This is a genomic window from Pseudomonas sp. FG13, from assembly GCF_057809755.1.
The window spans coordinates 124,019-144,931 of the sequence record NZ_JBMDKO010000010.1; the positions used below are offsets into that span (position 1 = coordinate 124,019).

14 protein-coding genes are annotated in these 20,913 nt (G+C 61.8%); 1 reads left to right on the forward strand and 13 read right to left on the reverse strand.

Features of this window, described 5'->3' with window-relative positions:
- Positions 1-3: 3 nt before the first annotated feature.
- The 13 genes from ACODTO_RS11825 to ACODTO_RS11885 all read right to left on the reverse strand — a co-directional run bounded on the left by ACODTO_RS11825 (position 4) and on the right by ACODTO_RS11885 (position 18,201).
- On the reverse strand, positions 4-519 hold the full coding sequence (locus ACODTO_RS11825; protein ID WP_489106468.1) for a type II secretion system protein N: 516 nt from the start codon (positions 517-519) through the stop codon (positions 4-6).
- A gap of 66 nt (positions 520-585) precedes the next feature.
- A complete protein-coding gene (gene gbpA, locus ACODTO_RS11830) occupies positions 586-2,052 on the reverse strand; it encodes an N-acetylglucosamine-binding protein GbpA (RefSeq protein WP_175384601.1) in 1,467 nt (488 codons plus the stop codon).
- A 344-nt stretch (positions 2,053-2,396) separates the two neighbouring features.
- Positions 2,397-3,464 (reverse strand): uroporphyrinogen decarboxylase, encoded by a 1,068-nt coding sequence (gene hemE / locus ACODTO_RS11835; RefSeq protein ID WP_139646520.1) that lies wholly within the window; start codon positions 3,462-3,464, stop codon positions 2,397-2,399.
- Positions 3,465-3,731: 267 nt separating this feature from the next.
- Entirely contained in the window at positions 3,732-5,150 is a 1,419-nt protein-coding gene (locus ACODTO_RS11840; RefSeq protein ID WP_024779900.1) for an FAD-dependent oxidoreductase, read from the reverse strand.
- Positions 5,151-5,183: 33 nt separating this feature from the next.
- Positions 5,184-9,632 carry a glutamate synthase large subunit gene (gene gltB, locus ACODTO_RS11845; protein ID WP_175361851.1) on the reverse strand — a complete coding sequence of 1,483 codons (4,449 nt, stop codon included), beginning with the start codon at positions 9,630-9,632 and terminating at the stop codon, positions 5,184-5,186.
- A 350-nt stretch (positions 9,633-9,982) separates the two neighbouring features.
- A complete protein-coding gene (locus ACODTO_RS11850; RefSeq protein WP_139646517.1) occupies positions 9,983-11,560 on the reverse strand; it encodes an AAA family ATPase in 1,578 nt (525 codons plus the stop codon).
- Positions 11,561-11,570: 10 nt separating this feature from the next.
- Positions 11,571-12,671 (reverse strand): 3-dehydroquinate synthase, encoded by a 1,101-nt coding sequence (gene aroB / locus ACODTO_RS11855; protein WP_139646515.1) that lies wholly within the window; start codon positions 12,669-12,671, stop codon positions 11,571-11,573.
- 148 nt (positions 12,672-12,819) lie between these two features.
- Positions 12,820-13,338 (reverse strand): shikimate kinase AroK, encoded by a 519-nt coding sequence (gene aroK, locus ACODTO_RS11860; protein WP_041020548.1) that lies wholly within the window; start codon positions 13,336-13,338, stop codon positions 12,820-12,822.
- 4 nt (positions 13,339-13,342) lie between these two features.
- Positions 13,343-15,415, reverse strand: a complete 2,073-nt coding sequence (locus ACODTO_RS11865; protein ID WP_139646513.1) for a type IV pilus secretin PilQ — start codon at positions 15,413-15,415, stop codon at positions 13,343-13,345.
- The gene (locus ACODTO_RS11870) at positions 15,412-15,954 is read right to left on the reverse strand and encodes a pilus assembly protein PilP (RefSeq protein ID WP_175361852.1); all 543 of its coding nucleotides are present in this window, start codon (positions 15,952-15,954) and stop codon (positions 15,412-15,414) included. Before ACODTO_RS11870 ends, ACODTO_RS11865 begins: the two co-directional genes overlap by 4 nt.
- On the reverse strand, positions 15,951-16,574 hold the full coding sequence (gene pilO, locus ACODTO_RS11875) for a type 4a pilus biogenesis protein PilO (protein ID WP_139646509.1): 624 nt from the start codon (positions 16,572-16,574) through the stop codon (positions 15,951-15,953). Before pilO ends, ACODTO_RS11870 begins: the two co-directional genes overlap by 4 nt.
- On the reverse strand, positions 16,571-17,137 hold the full coding sequence (locus tag ACODTO_RS11880; RefSeq protein WP_175384598.1) for a PilN domain-containing protein: 567 nt from the start codon (positions 17,135-17,137) through the stop codon (positions 16,571-16,573). Before ACODTO_RS11880 ends, pilO begins: the two co-directional genes overlap by 4 nt.
- Positions 17,137-18,201, reverse strand: coding sequence for a pilus assembly protein PilM (locus tag ACODTO_RS11885; RefSeq protein ID WP_139646505.1), 1,065 nt, complete (start codon positions 18,199-18,201; stop codon positions 17,137-17,139). The genes ACODTO_RS11880 and ACODTO_RS11885 overlap by 1 nt, the downstream gene beginning before the upstream one ends.
- 207 nt (positions 18,202-18,408) lie before the next feature.
- Between ACODTO_RS11885 and ACODTO_RS11890 the strand changes: the two genes are divergently transcribed.
- Positions 18,409-20,853 (forward strand): penicillin-binding protein 1A, encoded by a 2,445-nt coding sequence (locus ACODTO_RS11890; RefSeq protein WP_489106470.1) that lies wholly within the window; start codon positions 18,409-18,411, stop codon positions 20,851-20,853.
- Positions 20,854-20,913: the final 60 nt, after the last annotated feature.

The following is a 20,913-nucleotide window of genomic DNA, read 5'->3' on the forward strand; positions in this document are numbered from 1 at the left end:
CGATCACTCTGAATGCCCGGCCACCGGGCGTATGTATTGCGAGGAATGGGCTGTTGCAGGGCGCTCATCTTCGCGCCCCACCCGGTGCAGCCAGGGCTTTGCCTCTTGCTTCAGGGCCAGCCGTTCTTCACGCCCGTTGCGCCACAACGTCACATGATCGGCTTCCACCCGGCGCAGCACGCTGCCACTGGGCAAACGCTCGCCCACCCGGTAAATGCGCGCACCCGCAGCGTCAGCCAGCAACGCCCGCGACAGGCCCTGGGCGACGACAAAACTGGCTTGCAAGGTCATCGGCTCGGCGCTGGGCGCGTGGGCGCCTGCGGGTGTGAGGCCGAGCACGGTCGCCACGGCCTGGACGTTGGGCGAGCGGTCAACCGGAGCGGCCGGCGACTCGGCAACCACCGGCACTTCACGGCCCAATGCCTGGCGAAAACGCGACTCCTGCCCGGCCAGAAATACGCCATGCAGCAGCGGCACGAGCCACACCACGTGCCGTGCGAAGGAGTAATTTGAATGCATCACCGCGCTCTCGCTTGAAGACGCCGGGCAACCCCTACGGATTGCCTGGCGCCGTCCTCTCAGGACTTACAACTTGTCCCAGGCGCTTTGCCAGGAAGCACCGACACCGGGCTCGAAGCCATTCGCCGTCGGGCTGTATTGCTTGCAATAGCCGGACGCGGGGAACGGCTTGCACTCGAAGACCTCGTTGGTCTTGGGCTGCAACACCTTCGTACCGGCGCTGTATTCACCGAGGTTTTCAGGGAACACGAAGTCGTATTCGACGTCTGCGCCCTCACCGGTCAGGTTGACACTGCGAGTGTCCTGGCGAGTGGTCCGCCCGTCCTCAGTGGTGCCTACCAGCGCCAGGGTGTGGGCGCCCGGGGCACTGCGCACGTCCATGCTCAGCCCGATATTGCCTTCACCTGCGGATTGGCTCACGACACCGACCGGCTTGTTCTTCTCATCGAGCAATGTGGCTTCAAGGTTCATCCGGCGGTTCGTCTGCGCCGCGAACGTCATGTTGACGCGACCCTTGTCGAGTACATATTCCGGCTGCAGGGAAGCAATCGTCATGCTCGCGCCAGCGTCTTCCTGCATGTCCAGTTGCACTTCATACCGGCTCACGCCGCTTTCTTTCTGGGCATAGAGGTTGTTGCTGCCGCGGACCGGGGTGATATTGCCCTCATCGTCGCGAATACCTGCGCGAATCAGGGGATGGGCCTTGTTGATGGCTTCGGCCAGTTTGAACGACCAGTTCTCAGGCCTGCCTTCCTCGGCGGAGTCAATGCCGACAGTCACGCTGTAGGGGTGATTTTCGCCGGTGGCGGAGAACGCCCGCGCCTTGACCTTGTCCCCCACCAGCAACGGGGTCGACGACGCAATACTGCCCACCGGCGACCAACCGCCCGGCAGCGCGGCTTCAGCCAGGATGTTCACATCCGCCGGGTCGTAGAACGCATTGTCGGTGTCACCCACCGTCCAGACCGCCAGGATCACATGATGTCCCGTCTTGCTGTCGGGTATGACGCAGTTGTGCCTGGCACCCGGTTTCGGGGTCTGGTTGCCGCCATCCACGGTGCAGAACGGCGTACTGTCGAACGAAGCACGCTTGAGCGCTTCGTTCGGGTTCCAGCCATCGCGGGTAATGAAGTACTCATGCCGGGTCGCCGGGTGCACGGCGGTGTATTGCCATTGGAAGGCGATGTTGCGGTCGCGGATCTCGGTCAGTTGCCAGCGCGTGGCCGACTGCGCATCAAGGGCGGAAAACAGCGGATGCCCACCGCTGGCAATTTTTCCGTCGAAGGGCCCTTGCAGGGGAGCACCACCCGCTCCGTTGGGGAACCCCTTGAAGGTTTCACCCGTGCTCTGGGGCTCGAATTGCGCGCCACCGCAATTCTTGTTTTCACCTCTCTGGCACAACAGAGCGCGCGAAGGCGGTACTTCAAGGAAGCCATGGGCAAGCGTTCCCTGGGACACCATCAAGGTCGACAAGAGAACTAAGGAGGAAGCACACCCCGTCAATACTGTGCTCTTGTTGAAGTTGTTTTTCATATAAGTTCCAGGCTAGTCATTCGAGATTGGGGAAGACGTATCACCGTCATCTTGAAAGGCACGCAGGAGTGCTCGGCGCCGTACCTCTCAAGCGCCGAACCTTATCGAAAACTTAAAATTTGCTATGTAGGGTAAATCTCTCTAGGTAGAAGGAAGGATCTCTGAATCCATTTTTCTTACATGACGAAAGAAATTTCTTACACATAAGACATTAGCCGACATAAACAACAAACACGCCTGCCCAAACAACCGGTTAGTTGATGTTGAAAAGATAAACAGCGCACACAAAAAAGCCTGTCCGACGCGGGGTCGGACAGGCTGCTTTAGTGGGATCCGCGTAGGCCCTAGTCGTGATATTGCGCCGACAACTCATGCACCGCCCGCAGGAATGCACCGGCATGTTCCGGATCGACTTCCGGGGTAATGCCATGGCCGAGGTTGAACACATGGCCGCTGCCCTTGCCATAGCTGGCGAGGATACGCCCGACTTCAGTACGGATGGCTTCGGGTTTGGCGTAGAGCACGGTCGGGTCCATGTTGCCTTGCAGCGCGACCTTATGACCGACCCGTTCGCGGGCGTTGCCAATGTCGCAGGTCCAGTCCAGGCCCAGGGCATCAGCACCGGCATCGGCGATGCTTTCCAGCCACAGGCCGCCGTTCTTGGTGAACAGAATCACCGGGACCTGGCGCCCGTCATGTTCACGGATCAGGCCGCTGACAATCTTGCGCATGTAGGCCAGGGAAAACTCCTGGTACGCCGCCGCCGACAGGTTGCCGCCCCAGGTATCGAAGATCTGCACCGCTTGCGCACCGGCCATGATCTGACCGTTGAGGTAGGCCGTCACCGACTGCGCCAGCTTGTCCAGCAACAGGTGCATGGCTTGCGGGTTGTCGTAGAGCATGGCCTTGGTCTTGCGGAAGTCCTTCGACGAGCCACCTTCGACCATATAGGTGGCCAGCGTCCACGGGCTACCGGAGAAACCGATCAGCGGCACGCGGCCGTTGAGCTCGCGGCGGATGGTGCTGACCGCGTCCATGACGTAGCCCAGGTCTTTCTGCGGGTCGGGAATCGGCAGCGCTTCGATGTCGGCCAGGGTGCTGACGACCTTCTTGAAGCGCGGACCTTCGCCGGTCTCGAAGTACAGACCCTGGCCCATGGCATCGGGAATGGTGAGGATGTCGGAGAACAGGATGGCCGCGTCAAGTTGCGGGTAGCGATCCAGCGGCTGCATCGTCACTTCGCAGGCGAACTGGGGGTTCATGCACAGGCTCATGAAGTCGCCGGCCTTGGCGCGACTGGCGCGGTACTCCGGCAGGTAGCGGCCGGCCTGGCGCATCATCCATACCGGGGTAACGTCTACGGGTTGCTTGAGCAGGGCGCGAAGGAAACGGTCGTTCTTCAGGGCAGTCATGTCGGCATCCGGAAAAAAAGTGCGGGCATTTTCTCAGAGCTCGACGCAAAAGGCACGGCAAGAGCCGTGCCTTTTATCTATCGGGGCAATTTGTCGCGGTGCCGCATAAATCCAGCAACGCCACAAAACAACTGTGGAAGCAGCTTTTGTGGGAGCAAGGCTTGCCCGCGATGAGAACACCGCGGTCTCTTGAGTACGCGGCGCCTGGATCGCGAGCAAGCTTTGCTCCCACAAAAGCTTGCTCCCACAGGGTTGTGTGTCGCCTGGTCAGACTTGCAGATAATCCAGGATCCCTTCAGCCGCATTGCGGCCTTCGAAGATCGCCGTCACCACCAGGTCGGAACCGCGGACCATGTCGCCACCGGCGAAGATCTTCGGGTTACTGGTCTGGTGCTTGTACTGGCCTTGTTCCGGGGCCACGACGCGGCCCTGGCTGTCGGTCTGGATGCTGAACTGCTCGAACCAGGGCGCCGGGCTTGGACGGAAGCCGAAGGCGATGACCACGGCGTCGGCCGGGATGATCTCTTCGGAGCCTGGAATCGGCTCGGGACTGCGGCGGCCACGGGCGTCCGGCTCGCCGAGACGGGTCTCGACCACTTTCACGCCTTCAACCTTGTCTTCACCCACGATGGCAATCGGCTGGCGGTTGTAGAGGAACTTCACGCCTTCTTCCTTGGCGTTCTTCACCTCTTTACGCGAACCGGGCATGTTGGCTTCGTCACGACGGTAGGCACAGGTCACCGACTTGGCGCCCTGGCGGATCGAGGTGCGGTTGCAGTCCATCGCCGTGTCGCCACCGCCGAGCACCACCACCTTCTTGCCCTTCATGTCGACGAAATCTTCCGGCGACTTTTCAAAACCCAGGTTGCGATTGACGTTGGCGATCAGGAAATCCAGGGCGTCGTAAACACCCGGCAGATCCTCACCGGCAAAGCCGCCCTTCATGTAGGTGTAGGTGCCCATGCCCATGAATACGGCATCGTATTCTTCGAGCAGTTGCTCCATGGTCACGTCCCTGCCCACCTCGGTGTTCAGGCGGAACTCGATGCCCATGCCGGTGAAGACTTCGCGACGATTGCTCAGCACGGTCTTTTCCAACTTGAACTCGGGGATGCCGAAAGTCAGCAGGCCACCGATTTCCGGGTTCTTGTCGAACACCACCGGGGTCACCCCGCCGCGCACCAGTACGTCGGCGCAGCCCAGGCCCGCCGGGCCGGCACCGATGATGGCAACCCGCTTGCCGGTCGGCTTGACCTTGGACATGTCCGGGCGCCAGCCCATGGCGAACGCGGTGTCGGTGATGTACTTCTCCACCGAACCGATGGTCACTGCGCCAAAACCGTCGTTCAGGGTGCAGGCGCCTTCGCACAGGCGATCCTGCGGGCAGACCCGGCCGCAGACTTCCGGCAGGGTATTGGTCTGGTGAGACAGCTCGGCGGCCTGGAGGATGTTGCCCTCGGCCACCAGCTTCAGCCAGTTGGGAATGAAGTTGTGCACCGGGCACTTCCATTCGCAGTACGGGTTACCGCAACCCAGGCAGCGGTGGGCCTGGTCGGCCGACTGCTGGGGTTTGAACGGTTCGTAGATCTCGACGAACTCTTTCTTGCGTTGACGCAACAGTTTCTTCTTCGGATCCTTGCGCCCGACATCGATGAACTGGAAGTCGTTATTCAGACGTTCAGCCATTGTTAAAACCTCATCAAACTCTTCAGGCGCATATCACTGCGGGTTGGCACGAGTGCTGGAAAGCAACGACTTCAGGTTGGCAGCCTTCGGCTTGACCAGCCAGAAACGACGCACGTAGTCATCGAGGTTTTCCGCGAGTTCACGACCCCACTCGCTGTCGGTTTCCTCGACGTACTCGTTCAGCACGCGTTGCAGGTGGCTGCGGTAGGCTTCCATCGCCTCGCCGCTGATCCGCTGGATTTCCACCAGCTCGTGGTTGACCCGGTCAACGAAGCTGTTGTCCTGGTCGAGCACGTAGGCGAAACCACCGGTCATGCCAGAGCCGAAGTTGTAGCCGGTCTTGCCCAATACGCAGACGAAACCACCGGTCATGTATTCGCAGCAGTGATCCCCGGTGCCTTCCACCACGGTGTGGGCCCCGGAGTTACGCACGGCAAAACGCTCGCCCGCGGTGCCGGCGGCGAACAGCTTGCCGCCCGTGGCGCCGTAGAGGCAGGTGTTGCCGATGATGGCACTGTCCTGGGTCCTGTAGACGCTGCCCTTAGGCGGAACGATGACCAGCTTGCCGCCGGTCATGCCTTTGCCCACGTAGTCGTTGGCATCGCCTTCCAGGTACATGTTCAGGCCGCCAGCGTTCCAGACGCCAAAGCTCTGGCCGGCAGTTCCCTTGAAGCGGAACGTGATCGGCGCCTGGGCCATGCCCTGGTTGCCGTGCTTGCGGGCGATTTCGCCGGAGATCCGCGCACCGATGGAACGGTCGCAGTTGCAGATATCCAGGCTGAAATCGGCCCCGCTCAGGTCGTTGATCGCTGAAGCGGCCATGTCGACCATCTTCTCGGCCAGCTCACCCTTGTCGAACGGCGGGTTGCGATCGACCTGGCAGAACTGTGGCTTGTCTGCCGGAATCAGATCGCTACCCAGCAACGGGGTCAGGTCCAGGTGATGCTGCTTGGCGGTCTGGCCCTCGATCACGTCCAGCAGATCGGTACGGCCGATCAGCGCTTCGAGCGAGCGCACGCCCAGTTTCGCCAGCCATTCACGGGTTTCTTCGGCCACGTAGGTGAAGAAGTTCACCACCATGTCGACAGTACCGATGTAGTGGTCCTTGCGCAGCTTCTCGTTCTGGGTCGCCACGCCGGTGGCGCAGTTGTTCAGGTGGCAGATGCGCAGGTATTTGCAACCCAGGGCGATCATCGGCGCGGTGCCGAAACCGAAGCTCTCGGCGCCCAGAATGGCCGCCTTGATCACGTCGAGGCCGGTTTTCAGGCCACCGTCGGTCTGCACCCGGACCTTGCCGCGCAAGTCGTTGCCGCGCAGGGTCTGGTGGGTTTCAGCCAGGCCCAGTTCCCAGGGCGCACCGGCGTACTTGATCGAGGTCAGCGGCGATGCACCGGTGCCGCCGTCGTAGCCGGAGATGGTGATCAGGTCAGCATAGGCCTTGGCCACACCGGCGGCGATGGTGCCGACGCCAGCCTCTGCGACCAGCTTCACCGAAACCAGTGCCTTCGGGTTCACCTGCTTGAGGTCGAAGATCAGTTGCGACAAGTCTTCGATCGAGTAGATGTCGTGATGGGGCGGTGGCGAAATCAGGGTCACGCCGGGAACCGCGTAGCGCAGCTTGGCGATCAGGCCGTTGACCTTGCCGCCGGGCAGTTGGCCGCCTTCACCGGGCTTGGCGCCCTGGGCAACCTTGATCTGCAGCACCTCGGCGTTGACCAGGTACTCCGGCGTCACACCGAAGCGGCCCGTGGCCACCTGCTTGATTTTCGAGCTCTTGATGGTGCCGTAGCGCGCCGGATCTTCGCCACCTTCGCCGGAGTTGGAACGCGCACCGAGGCGGTTCATGGCTTCGGCCAGGGCTTCGTGGGCTTCCGGGGACAAGGCGCCCAGGGAAATACCGGCGGAGTCGAAGCGCTTGAGCACCGATTCCAGGGGTTCCACTTCGCTGATGTCCAGCGGCGTGTCCAGGGTCTTGACCTTGAGCAGGTCGCGGATCATCGACACCGGGCGGTTGTCCACCAGTGCCGTATATTCCTTGAACTTGCCGTAGTCGCCCTGCTGCACGGCGGCTTGCAGGGTATTCACCACGTCCGGGTTGTAGGCGTGGTATTCGCCGCCATGGACGAACTTCAACAGGCCGCCTTGCTGGATCGGCTTGCGCGGACTCCAGGCTTCGGCGGCCAGGGCTTTCTGTTCGGCTTCGATGTCGACGAAACGCGCACCCTTGATGCGGCTCGGCACGCCACGGAAGCTCAGCTCGCAGACTTCTTCGGACAGGCCGATGGCCTCGAACAGTTGCGCACCGCGATACGAGGCGATGGTCGAGATGCCCATCTTCGAGAGGATCTTGAGCAGGCCCTTGGTGATGCCCCTGCGGTAGTTCTTGAACACCTCGTAGAGATCGCCCAGCACTTCACCGGTACGGATCAGGTCGCCGAGCACTTCGTAGGCCAGGAACGGATACACCGCCGAGGCACCGAAACCGATCAGCACCGCGAAATGATGCGGATCACGGGCGGTAGCGGTTTCGACAAGGATGTTGGAATCGCAGCGCAGACCTTTTTCGGTCAGGCGATGGTGCACCGCACCGGTGGCCAGCGACGCGTGGATCGGCAACTTGCCCGGCGCGATGTGACGGTCGCTGAGCACGATCTGGGTACGCCCGGCGCGCGCGGCTTCTTCAGCCTGATCGGCCACATTGCGGATGGCCGCTTCCAGGCCGACGCTTTCGTCGTAGTTCAGGTCGATGACCTGACGCGCGAACCCCGGACGGTCGAGGTTGGTCAGCGAGCGCCACTTGGCCGGGGAAATGACCGGCGAGCTGAGGATCACCCGCGAGGCGTGCTCCGGCGACTCCTGGAAAATGTTGCGCTCGGCGCCCAGACAGATTTCCAACGACATCACGATCGCTTCGCGCAGCGGGTCGATTGGCGGGTTGGTCACCTGGGCGAACTGCTGACGGAAATAGTCGTATGGCGTGCGCACGCGCTGCGACAGCACAGCCATCGGCGTGTCGTCGCCCATGGAGCCGACCGCTTCGTAGCCCTGCTCGCCCAACGGACGCAGCACCTGGTCACGCTCTTCGAACGTCACCTGGTACATCTTCATGTACTGCTTGAGCTGGTCGACGTCGTAGAAAGCCGAGCCGTGGTCGTTGTCTTCCATGGTCGCCTGGATACGCAGGGCATTCTTGCGCAGCCATTGCTTGTATGGATGACGGGACTTGAGGCGGTTGTCGATGGCATCGGTGTCAAGGATCTGGCCGGTTTCGGTGTCCACGGCAAAGATCTGGCCCGGGCCTACGCGGCCCTTGGCGATGACGTCTTCGGGCTGGTAGTTCCAGACGCCGATTTCCGAAGCCAGGGTGATGAAACCGTTGGTGGTGGTGACCCAGCGCGCCGGGCGCAGACCGTTACGGTCCAGCAGACACACGGCGTAGCGGCCGTCGGTCATGACGATACCGGCCGGGCCGTCCCACGGCTCCATGTGCATGGAGTTGTATTCGTAGAACGCCCGCAGGTCCGGGTCCATGGTCTCGACGTTCTGCCACGCCGGCGGAACCAGCATGCGCACGCCACGGAACAGGTCGATGCCACCGGTCACCATCAGTTCGAGCATGTTGTCCATGCTCGAAGAGTCCGAGCCCACGCGGTTGACCAGCGGGCCGAGCTCTTCGAGGTCCGGCATCAGGTCGTTGGCGAACTTGGTGCGACGGGCCAGGGCCCAGTTGCGGTTGCCGGTGATGGTGTTGATCTCGCCGTTGTGGGCGAGGAAACGGAATGGCTGGGCCAACGGCCATTTCGGCAGGGTATTGGTGGAGAAGCGCTGGTGGAACACGCAGATCGCGGTCTTCAGGCGCTCGTCGCTCAGGTCTGGATAGAAGGCGGTGAGGTCCGCCGGCATCATCAGGCCTTTATAGATGATGGTCTTGTTGGAAAAGCTGCAAATGTAGTGGTCGGTGTCGGCGGCATTGGCCACGGACGAGCGACGACGGGAACTGAACAGCTTGATCGCCATTTCCTGATCGCTCAGGCCTTCGCCGGCGATGAACACCTGTTCGATCTGCGGCAGGCGCGCCAGGGCCAGGCTACCGAGAACACTGGTATCGATCGGCACTTTGCGCCAGCCGACGAGCTGCAGGCCGGCGGCCAGGATCTCGCGGTCCATGTTCTCGCGAGCGGCCTGGGCCTTCACCGGGTCCTGGTTGAAGAACACCATGCCCACGGCGTACTGCTTGGGCAGGGTGACGCCAAACGTTTCCTGGGCAATGGCACGCAGGAACTCATCAGGCTTTTGAATCAGCAAGCCACAGCCGTCGCCGGTCTTGCCGTCGGCGTTGATCCCACCACGGTGGGTCATGCAGGTCAGGGCCTCAATGGCCGTTTGTAAAAGGGTATGGCTGGGCTCGCCCTGCATATGGGCTATCAGGCCAAAACCACAGTTATCCTTGAATTCATCTGGTTGGTACAGACCTGCTTTCATAGACACTTTCTCACCAGGCTGCCTCTTATCGAGGCAAATTTCTTTTCAATTCAACCGCTTGCACTCCACGCTGAACGTACGCCAGCTTTGCGGGGGCAAAAGGGAGGTCATTGTACATGCCGACACAGACGCTCACAAATTTGACGACGAAACGCCGCAAATTCATGTCGCATTTGTGAAAGGTTTAAAGCTATATGCTGTGCTAGTCAAAACTTTTTTGGGTTCGACCGCTACGACTCAAACGCTACTGTGACGCAGACACCACAAGGCGCGCGGCCTGACAGGTCGCTCGCTCTTGCGGAAATGTTGAGGTTGCCGGGAGAGGCGGCCTGGGTAAGGCCGCCGAATCTTCAGCGAGTTGCAGCCAGTTCCTGTTGGACGCTGGCGACAGTGCGAGGCCAAGGTTTACCAGCCTGAACCTTCGCTGGCAAGGCCTTGATAGCGGAAACAGCTGCATCACGGTTGGCAAAGCTGCCGTAAGTGATCACATACAGCGGCTTGCCGTTGAGGACTTTCTTGAAATAACGATACTCGCCGCCCTGCTCCTTGACGAAGTTCTGCGCGGTGGCTTCGGAGCTGGTGCCGAGAATCTGTACGACGTAGTTACTCGGTGCCTGGCCGGCGTACCAGTTGCCACCCGCGGCCTTGGCCGGTGCAGCAGGCTTGGCGGCCGGGGCAGGCGTCGGCTTGGCGGCCGGCGCCGGGGCAGGCTTGGCCGTTGCTACCTGGGTCGGAGCCGGAGTCGGCTTGGCGGCCGGAGCAGGTGCGGGGGCGGGTGTCGGAGCCGGGCCAGCAGGCACGCCCGCAGGCGGTGCCGTGGTGGTCACGGTCGGCGGCGTGTCGCCATCGTCGATCGGTGGTGCCGCGCCATCGTCACCCTCGGTGATTCCGCCGGCAGCTTCAGCCAGGGGCCCGCGCATGACCGGTTGCGACTGGCCGACCAACGGTAACGGCATCGGCTGGGTGCTGCCGGCAAATTCCACCGCCGGCGCGCCACCATTGGGTTTCGGCGCCCCTTGGCCGAGGGGCAGTTGTGCCTGTTCGTTGGCTGGAGCGCCGGTCGTCGGCGCCTTGTTGCGACCCGGCATCAGCCAGGCGGCGACGACCGCGACCACGACGACGGCGGAAATCGCCAATACGTGTTTCTTCGGCATGTTGAACCCCATAGTTGGACGCTTCACCGCTGAGCGGCTGGCAATCATGACTTCGATCAAGGCATCCCGAGCGACCTGGTTGATGTTGCCAGGCCAACCGCCGGAGCCTTCGTGAATCTCAGAGATCTGATCGGCGGTAAAAAGTTCGATACCCCGGCCAGCGCCTTCAAGACGTTGATCCAGGTATTCACGCGTTTCTTCTTCGGTGTAGGGCGCCAGCTCGATGATATGGAAGCGCTCTTCCTCGAGCTCCAACTGCTCCAGATCGGCGATCAACGACGACTCGCCAAACAGGAACACATGGGGGCGCCCCTCCGGCGCACCGGCCGCCAGCGCCAGCAGGGCTTCCAGGGCCGACTCGTCGAGCTGCTCGGCGTCATCCACCAGCAGATAGACTTCCTGCCCGGTCAGCGCCAACTGGACGATCTGGTCGAGAATCGCACCCACTTCGGCCTGGGCCAGGTTCAACGCCTGGGCGACCTGGCGCAACACACCGGCAGCATCACCGGCACCCCGGGCCGAGACCACCACGCTTTGCACCGACTGTTTGTTGGTGCTGGCCACCAGGGCCTGGCGCAGCAAGGTCTTGCCACTGCCCTGGGGACCGGTCACTACCAGCAGCAATTGGCTGTAGCGCGCCAGGTGATGCAACTGACCCAATACCGGCTTGCGCTGGGCCGGAAAGAATTTGAAGCCGGGGACCCGTGGAGCGAAGGGGTCGTGACTCAATTGGAAATGGCCGAGGAAAGCCTCGTCGGCATGCAAACTAGTCATCGGAATCTTATTAACCTTTAAGCTGAGCCAAGGCGCGGTAATCCGCGCCCAGCGTGGCCTGTAGAACCTCTTTCGGATAATCGTCGGTCACCACCGCTTCGCCCATGCGGCGCAGCAGCACCAGACGCAGACGACCATCGATCACTTTCTTGTCGATTGCCATGTGTTCGAGAAAATCGGCCTCGGTCATTTCCTCGGGAGGCACCACCGGTAGCCCGGCGCGCTGGAAGAGACGAATGCCGCGATCACGCTCCTGCTCGCTGATCCAGCCCAGGCGCGCGGACATTTCCAGGGCCATGACCGTACCGGCCGCTACCGCCTCGCCATGTAGCCAGACACCATACCCCATGTGGGTCTCGATGGCGTGTCCAAAGGTGTGGCCCAGGTTGAGCGTGGCCCGTACACCCGACTCACGTTCATCGGCACCGACCACTGCGGCCTTGGCTGCGCAGGAGCGCTCGATCGCGTAGGTCAGGGCAGCCTGGTCCAGTTCCCGCAGGCGGTCGACGTTGTCTTCAAGCCACCCCAGGAACGGCTCGTCGCAGATCAGCCCGTACTTGATGACTTCCGCCAGCCCTGCGGACAGCTCACGGGCCGGCAAGGTATTGAGGGTAGCGGTATCGATCAGCACCACGTTGGGCTGATAGAAAGCGCCGACCATGTTCTTGCCCAGCGGATGGTTGATCCCGGTCTTGCCGCCCACCGACGAGTCGACCTGGGACAGCAAGGTGGTGGGGATCTGGATGAAGTCGACGCCGCGCTGGTAGCAGGCTGCGGCAAAACCGGCCATGTCGCCGATCACGCCACCGCCCAGGGCCACCACCGTGGTGCGCCGGTCATGCCGTGCGGTCAGCAGGCCGTCGAAGATCAGTTGCAGGGTTTCCCAGTTCTTGAACGCCTCGCCATCGGGCAACACCACGGAAATGACCGAAAAGGCTGACAGACTGCGGGTCAAGCGCTCCAGATACAAAGGGGCGACGGTTTCGTTGGAGATGATCGCCACTTGCCGCCCGGCGATATGTGGCGCCAGCAGTTGCGGCTGGTCCAGCAAGCCTTCGCCAATGTGAATCGGGTAGCTGCGCTCGCCCAGGTCGACCTTTAGTGTCTGCATGTGTCCCCACGGTGAAGATGGAATCAGGCGTCCTGCCTGCAATTAACGAAAAGTCCACGGTGCCTGCCATGACGCCACTCGGCGGCCATGTGCCACGCCCCGACGGATAACGACGAGACGGCGAGGATAGCGCATTTCCCGTGGTGCATTAACGGGGAGGCAATTGCTGCAGACGTTCGAGAATCTCCAGCACCACCATCCTCGGCGGCCGCTCATCGGTTTCCACCACCAGGTCGGCGATTTCCCGGTACAGCGGATCACGCAGCTCCAGCAGGTCCCGCAGGGTCTTGGCCGGATCGGCGGTACGCAACAGCGGACGGTTGCGGTCCCGGGCGGTACGACCGACCTGCTGTTCGACGGAGGCGTGCAGATAGACCACCCGTCCGCCGGCATGCAGTTCCCGACGGTTGGCTTCGCGCATCACGGCGCCGCCACCGGTGGCCAGCACCACGCCTTCGAATGCGCACAGCTCGGCGATCATCGCCTGCTCGCGATCACGAAAGCCTGGTTCGCCTTCCTTGTCGAAAATCCACGGGATATTGGCGCCCGTGCGCAATTCAATTTCCTTGTCGGAATCTTTGAACGGCAGGCGCAGCTCTTTGGCCAGCAAACGGCCGATGGTGCTTTTTCCAGCGCCCATCGGCCCAACAAGAATCAAATTTCGCACAGAATCAACGACTCACAGCAATCGCCTGGTTATTCATGATACGCGGAGTGAGGAATACCAGCAGCTCGGATTTTTTCTCCGAAACCAGATCACGCCGGAAAAGGCGGCCAAGATACGGCACATCGCCAAGAAATGGCACCTTATCTACAACCTTGCTCTGAGTATTTGAGAAAACCCCGCCAATCACAATGGTCTCGCCGTCATTGACCAGCACCTTCGCGTTGACTTCGTTCTTCTTGATCGGTGGTACTTCCTGCACCTTGTTCAGGTAGTCCGGTTCATCCTTGGTGACCTTGACCTCCATGATGATGCGGTTGTCCGGCGTGATCTGCGGGGTTACCTCCAGCGACAGCGAGGCTTCCTTGAACGACACCGAGGTCGCGCCACTGGAACTGGCTTCCTGGTAGGGAATTTCCGTGCCCTTGAGGATTTTCGCGGTCTCCTTGTCCGAAGTCACCACCTTGGGCTGGGAGACGATTTCCCCGTTGCCGGTTTTCTCCATGGCCGTCAGCTCCAGATCCAGCAGTACGTTGTCAGTGATGAACGCAATGCCGATACCCGACGTATTGCCTGCCGCGCCCATGTCGACGAACGGCTGGTTGGTGCTGGTGCTGCCCGGCGTGCCGATAGTGGTGGAGCTGCCGTTGGTCACACCCGAAGAGTTCCAGTTGCCCTGGTTCTGCACCGAGCCGCCCCAACGCACCCCCAGGCTTTTGTCGTAATCGACGTTGGCCTCGACAATCCGGGCCTCGATCATCACCTGGCGCACCGGAATATCCAGCTGGGCCACGATCCGACGCAATTCGTCGAGCCGATCCTGGGTCTGGTAGGCAATGATGTTATTGGTTCGCTCATCCACCGTGATCGTGCCACGTTCATCGGCTTTCGCTTCGGCGCTGGTCACCGATTGGAACAGCTTGGCGATGTCCGCCGCCTTCGCATAGTTGACCTGCAACAGCTCTCGCCGCAGCGGCGCCAGGTCGGCAATCTGTTTCTGGGACTCCAACTCCTGGCGCTCGCGAGCCGCAATCTCATCGGCGGGGGCTACCAGCAACACGTTGCCGACCTTGCGCTTGTCCAGCCCCTTGGTCTTCAGGACCAGATCCAACGCCTGGTCCCAGGGAACATTCTGCAATCGCAAGGTGATCCCCCCTTGCACCGTGTCGCTTGCCACCAGGTTCAGGTTGGTGAAATCGGCAATCAGCTGCAGGACCGAGCGCACTTCGATGTCCTGGAAGTTCAGGGACAGCTTTTCACCGCTGTAGGCGGCACGGTCGGTGTCGCGCTTGCGCAAGTCCTCGACTGTCATCGGACGGACACTGACGGTCAGTTTGTTGTCGGTCTGGTAGGTGGAGTAATCGAAGGTACCGCCGGGCTCGATGCTGATGGTGGCCCGGTCGGAACCGGCGCTGGCATTGACGAACTGCACCGGGGTGGCGAAGTCCTTGACGTCCAGGCGCACTCGCAATGGTTCTGGCAGTTGGGTCCTGGCGAAGTTGAGGATGATCTTGCCTTCCCGCTCCTGGATATCCGGCGCAATGGACGGGTCCGACAGGTCGATCACCACGTTGCCTTCACCCTGGGTCCCGCGCTGGAAGTCCACGCCACGAATGGCCCGGCCCACCGGTGCGTTGCTCCTGGCGGGCACCGCGCCGGCAGCTGCTGGGCGTGGGGCCTGGGCAATCGTTTTCGGCTCCGCGCCTTTACCGACCACCACGAACAGATTGTTGCCCTCGACCCGAGCGTTATATGGCACCAATTGGGTGAGGCCGATGATCAATCGGGTGCGGTCCCCCGCCTCGACGACGGTGGCGCTGCGTGCGTTACCGCTGCCCAGGTCCTGGGTCTTGCGCGCCAGCTGGCTGGTCACCCCAGGCAGGTCCAGGGCAATCCGGGCCGGTTGTTCGGTGGTATAGCCACGAGGCGTTGGCGGTGGCCCGTCGAAAGAGAGCTTCAACTCGACCCGGTCTCCCGGCAAAGCCGCAACATCCAGCGCCTTCAGGTTCGCCCCAAGCACCGTCGGTGACATCAGCGCTATCCATAGCGAAACACCGAGGGCTGTAAAAATCCTGTTCATTGTTCGAGTTCCACTGAGTGCTCTTTCAAAGGGATGGTCCGTGGTCGCTCCAGCCAGGCACCTTCGCCATCGGGAACGATTTCGACCACATCGACCTGGGTGGCGCTGACGGCGACGATTCGCCCGTCGTTGCGCCCCAGATAGTCACCGACCTTGAGCCGATGCACCCCGCCCGCACCGCGCAGCAGCGCATAGGAGCCACTGGCATTGGCGATCGTGCCGACCATTTCAAACTGTTCGATGTTGAAGCCTTCGAGGTACTGCTTGACCCGGTTCGGATCGGGCCGGACATTGCGCGAACCTTTTTGCCGTTCGGCCTGATCCACCCGGACCTGCCGCGAGAACGGGCTGCGCAGGTCGGACGCGCTGTAGGTGAAGGTTTCGTTTGGCTTGAACGTCGGCGTCGGCTCGATCTTGCCGGGCGGGCGCAACCGCACCTCGTTCATGTAGGCGTCCAGGTCCTCGAAGCCACTGTCGTTGTTACAGCCGGCCAGCAGAACAAGCCCGGCCAGCAGGCCCATGCAGCGGAGCGGCTTCATGGCTGCGCCCCCTGCTCGTTGTACCGATAGGTCTTGGCCTGGATGCTCATGCGTAGCTTCGAGCCCGACTCGGGGTCCGCGGGGGCAATGTCAAAATCGTGCAGCGTGACAATGCGGGGCAGCCCGGCAACACCGCTGACGAATGTCGCCAGGTCATGGTAGCCACCGGTCACCGTGATCTGGATCGGCAGTTCGATGTAGAACGGCTGGGTCACTTCGGGCAGCAGCTTGATCTCCTCGAACTCCAGGCCGCTGCCCAGGCCGGTGCGGGTGATGTCTTCCAGCAGGCCAGGCACTTCGGTGTCGCTGGGCAATTGCCGCAACAGCACACCAAAGGAGGTTTCCATTTGCTTCATCTGCTCGGTATAGCGCTCCAGGTTCGCGGCCATGTGGGCCTTGCCCGCGAATTGCGCCTTGAGGGTGTTTTCTTCCTCGCGCACCTGCTGCAACTCATCCTCCAGGTCGCTCACGGCAAAGTTATAGCCCAACCCCAGGACCAGGACTACCAGCAGGACACCGGCCAACCATTTGACCGGCAACGGCCAGGAACCGACGTTGTTGGTGTCCAGGTCACGGAAGTCGACCTTGCGCAGCGCGTCGAACCACTCCCCCGGCCTCATTGGGCGTCCTCCGCGTCGGCCGGCTGGGTCTGTCGGACCGTCAGTTGGAACACGTTGGCCTGGTCGAGCTGGCCAGCGGTCGTGGCCTTGACTTCCGTCAGGCTGGGCGCGTCGAACAGATCCGACGCGTCCAGGTTGCGCATCAGATCCGAGACCCGGTGGTTGGATTCCGCGGCGCCCTTGATGGAGAGCGTCTTGTCTTCCATTTTCACTTCGGTGAAATACACCCCGTCCGGCAACGTCCGTACCAATTGGTCAAAGATGCGTCCGCTGACCGGCCGATTTCCTTGTAGGTCCTGGATGATGCGCATGCGCTCCACCAGTTGTTGGCGACGGGCTTTCAGCTCGCTGATTTGCTTGATGCGCTCGTCCAGCACCGCGATCTGCTCAGTGATGTGCCCATTGCGCGCCAGTTGGTGATTGATGGCACTGTGCAGGTACTGAACGCCGATCAAGGTCACCCCCACCGCGCCGACCAGCGCCCCCACCAATGCCAGCAGGAAGCGTTTGCGGCGTTCTTCACGAAGCTCTTCGCGCCAGGGAAGAAGGTTGATCCGTGCCATCAGTCGAAACTCCTGAGGGCCAGCCCGCAAGCGATCATCAGTGCCGGCGCGTCACTGGCCAGGGCACCGGCATTGACCTTGCTGCCCAGGGCCATGTTGGAAAACGGATTGGCCACATGGGTCGGCGTGCTCAGGCGCTGTTCGATCAGGCGATCCAACCCGGCGACTGACGCCGTGCCTCCGGCCAACAGGATGTGGTCCACCGCGCTGTACTGGCCCGAAGCGAAGAAAAACTGCAGCGACCGCGAAACCTGCTGCACCAACGCCTCGCGAAAGGGTTGCAGCACTTCGCTGAGGTAATCGTCCGGCAAACCGCCCTGCTTCTTTGCCAGGCCGGCCTGCTCGAGGGTCAGGCCATAGCGCCGCTGGATTTCCTCGGTGAGTTGGCGACCGCCGAACAGTTGCTCACGGGTATAGATGATGCGTCCGTTGTGCAGCACGCTCAGGGTGGTCATGGTGGCGCCGATATCGATCACCGCAACGGTCAACCGCTCCTGGGACGCCGCCAGTTGTGTGGCGAGCAGGCCAAAGGCGCGCTCCAACGCATAGGCTTCCACATCGACCACCCGAGCCGTCAGCCCCGCCAGCGCCAGCGCAGCCTCGCGAACCTCGACGTTTTCCTTGCGACAGGCCGCCAGCAGCACCTCGACCCGCTCGCTGTTGCGCGCAGACACGCCCACGACCTCGAAATCGATGGCCACTTCATCCAGTGGATAAGGAATGTACTGGTCCGCCTCGATCTTGAGCTGGTTCTCCATCTCGTCGTCGGAAAGCCCCGCATCCATCTCGATGATCTTGGTGATCACTGCCGAACCCGCCACGGCCACCGCCACACTGCGCGTGGGTGTCTTGGCCTTGATCAAAACCCGGGACAACGCCTGCCCGACCCCCTCGAGCTCGGCGATGTTCTTCTCGATCACGGCGTTGGCCGGCAACGGTTCGACCGCGTAGGACTCGACACGGTAACGGTCACCCTGGCGGCTCAACTCGAGCAGCTTCACCGATGTGGAGCTGATGTCAATGCCCAGAAGCGTATGGGTTTTTTTATTGAAGAGTCGTAGCACTACCAATTCCCTATGACTATCCGTGAGTTACGGACTCTCTAATACGCATTGCGTTCAATCACCCCAGCCCGACGGACGTCCGGATGGCGTTTCCGACGGAAAAAAATGCTTATAATGCGCAGCGTTTTTTTCGCTTTGCTGCAAGCACGGGTCCTTCCCTGCACCTGGCGTCTTTTTCATTCTTTGCCTGGATATCCAAAAGCCTTGATTCGTCTGCTGAAATTTTTCGGATGGTCCGTCATCGCCGTTTTCTGCGGACTGCTCTTGGGTCTGAGCGGTGCGTTTCTTTACCTTAGTCCGGGATTGCCATCCGTGGAGGCGCTGAGAAGTATTCAGTTGCAGATTCCTCTGCGGGTATACAGCAGCGACAACAAGCTGATCGCCGAATTTGGCGAAATGCGCCGCACGCCGATCCGCTTCGCCGACATCCCCCCCAATTTCATCAATGCGTTACTCAGTGCCGAAGACGACAACTTCGCCAACCACTATGGCGTCGATCCGGGCAGCCTGATGCGTGCCGCCAGCCAGTTGGTCAAGAGCGGGCACATCCAGTCCGGCGGCAGCACCATCACCATGCAGGTGGCCAAGAACTTCTTCCTGACCAGCGAGCGCAGCTTCTCGCGCAAGACCACCGAAATTCTCCTGGCCCTGCAGATCGAACGGCAGTTGACCAAGGATGAAATCCTCGAGCTGTACGTGAACAAGATCTACCTGGGCAACCGCGCCTATGGCATCGAGGCGGCGGCCCAGGTGTATTACGGCAAGTCGATCCGTGATGTGAGCCTGGCGCAGATGGCAATGATCGCCGGCCTGCCCAAGGCACCGTCGCGCTTCAATCCGCTGGCCAACCCGGCGCGCAGCAAGGAGCGTCGCGACTGGATCCTGGGGCGCATGTACAAACTCGGCAAGATCAGCGAGGCCGACTACACCGCCGCGATCAACGAGCCATTGAACGCCAGCTATCACGTGCCAACACCGGAAGTGAATGCCCCGTATATCGCCGAAATGGCCCGGGCCGAGATGGTCGGACGCTATGGCAGCGATGCCTACACCGAAGGGTTCCGCGTGACCACCACGGTGCCGAGCAACCTGCAGGAAATGGCCAACACCGCGCTGCACGAAGGCCTGATGACCTACGATCAGCGCCACGGCTACCGTGGTCCCGAATCGCGCCTGCCAGGCAAGACCAGGGAAGCCTGGGCCCTTGAGCTGACCAAACAGCGCACCATCAGCAGCCTGGAACCGGCGATCGTCACCCAGGTGGACAAGGACGGTATCAAGGTCCTGACGCGCAACGGCGAGCTTGAGGAACACGTGAAATGGGACACCATGAAGTGGGCCCGTCCGTTCCTCAATACCAACAGCATGGGCGCCGCACCCCGGCAGCCATCGGACGTGGCCCAGGTCGGCGATCTGGTCCGGGTGCAGCGCCAGCCGGACAACACCCTCAAGTTCAGCCAGATCCCGGCCGCCCAGGGCGCCCTGGTGTCCCTCGATCCGCAGGACGGCGCGATCCGCTCCCTGGTGGGTGGCTTCGCCTTCGAGCAGAGCAACTACAACCGCGCATTGCAGGCCAAGCGCCAGCCGGGCTCGAGCTTCAAGCCGTTCGTCTACAGCGCCGCGCTGGATAACGGCTATACCGCTGCGAGCCTGGTGAATGACGCGCCCATCGTGTTTGTCGACGAATACCTGGACAAGGTCTGGCGCCCGAAGAACGACACCAACACCTTCCTCGGCCCGATCCGTCTGCGCGAGGCGCTGTACAAGTCGCGCAACCTGGTGTCGATCCGCCTGTTGCAGGCGCTGGGGGTAGATCGCACCATCGACTACATCGCCCGGTTCGGCTTCAACAAGCAGGACCTGCCCCGCAACCTGTCACTGGCCCTGGGCACCGCCACCCTGACCCCGATGGAAATCGCCACGGGCTGGAGCACATTCGCCAACGGCGGGTACAAGATCACCCCGTACATCATCGACAAGATCGAAAGTCGCAACGGCGAGACACTGTTCGTGGCCAATCCGCCACGGGTGCCTACCGGCGATCAGGCCAGCGATGGCATCGCCGCCCCGTCCGCCGAGACTTTCACGGTGAATCCGACTCCGGGCGAAGCCTCCGCCGCCACTCCAGCGACCCAGGCACCTGCGGTCGCCGAACGCATCGTTGACGGGCGCACCACCTACATTCTCAACAGCATGCTGGAAGACGTGATCAAGCTCGGCACCGGCCGTCGTGCACTGGCCCTGGGCCGTACCGACCTGGCAGGCAAGACCGGCACCACCAACGAATCCAAGGACGCCTGGTTCTCCGGCTACAACGGCGACTACGTGACCACCGTCTGGACCGGTTTCGACCAGCCCGAGAGTCTGGGTCGCCGCGAGTTCGGCGGCACCGTGGCGCTGCCTATCTGGATGAGCTACATGGGCGCCGCCCTCAAGGACAAACCGCCTCACACCCAGCCAGAACCGGAAGGCATCCTCAGCCTGCGGGTCGACCCGGTCAGCGGCCGTGCGGCTACACCAGGCACTCCCGGTGCGTACTTCGAGCTGTTCAAGAGCGAAGACACCCCACCGTCGGCCAACGAGCTGGGCAATGGCGTTGCACCAGGCAGCCCGCTGCCGGCGGATGAAGCGGCGCCGATCGATCTGTTCTGATATTGCATCGCGAGCAGGCTCGCTCCCACAGGGGTATGCATTTCAATGTGGGAGCGAGCC

Bases quoted from the DNA above. Each gene is read 5' to 3' on its own strand.
- ACODTO_RS11825 (WP_489106468.1), bottom strand. From the start codon at position 519: ATGCATTCAAATTACTCCTTCGCACGGCACGTGGTGTGGCTCGTGCCG.
- gbpA (WP_175384601.1), bottom strand. From the start codon at position 2,052: ATGAAAAACAACTTCAACAAGAGCACAGTATTGACGGGGTGTGCTTCC.
- hemE (WP_139646520.1), bottom strand. From the start codon at position 3,464: ATGACTGCCCTGAAGAACGACCGTTTCCTTCGCGCCCTGCTCAAGCAA.
- ACODTO_RS11840 (WP_024779900.1), bottom strand. From the start codon at position 5,150: ATGGCTGAACGTCTGAATAACGACTTCCAGTTCATCGATGTCGGGCGC.
- gltB (WP_175361851.1), bottom strand. From the start codon at position 9,632: ATGAAAGCAGGTCTGTACCAACCAGATGAATTCAAGGATAACTGTGGT.
- ACODTO_RS11850 (WP_139646517.1), bottom strand. From the start codon at position 11,560: ATGACTAGTTTGCATGCCGACGAGGCTTTCCTCGGCCATTTCCAATTG.
- aroB (WP_139646515.1), bottom strand. From the start codon at position 12,671: ATGCAGACACTAAAGGTCGACCTGGGCGAGCGCAGCTACCCGATTCAC.
- ACODTO_RS11865 (WP_139646513.1), bottom strand. From the start codon at position 15,415: ATGAACAGGATTTTTACAGCCCTCGGTGTTTCGCTATGGATAGCGCTG.
- ACODTO_RS11870 (WP_175361852.1), bottom strand. From the start codon at position 15,954: ATGAAGCCGCTCCGCTGCATGGGCCTGCTGGCCGGGCTTGTTCTGCTG.
- pilO (WP_139646509.1), bottom strand. From the start codon at position 16,574: ATGAGGCCGGGGGAGTGGTTCGACGCGCTGCGCAAGGTCGACTTCCGT.
- ACODTO_RS11880 (WP_175384598.1), bottom strand. From the start codon at position 17,137: ATGGCACGGATCAACCTTCTTCCCTGGCGCGAAGAGCTTCGTGAAGAA.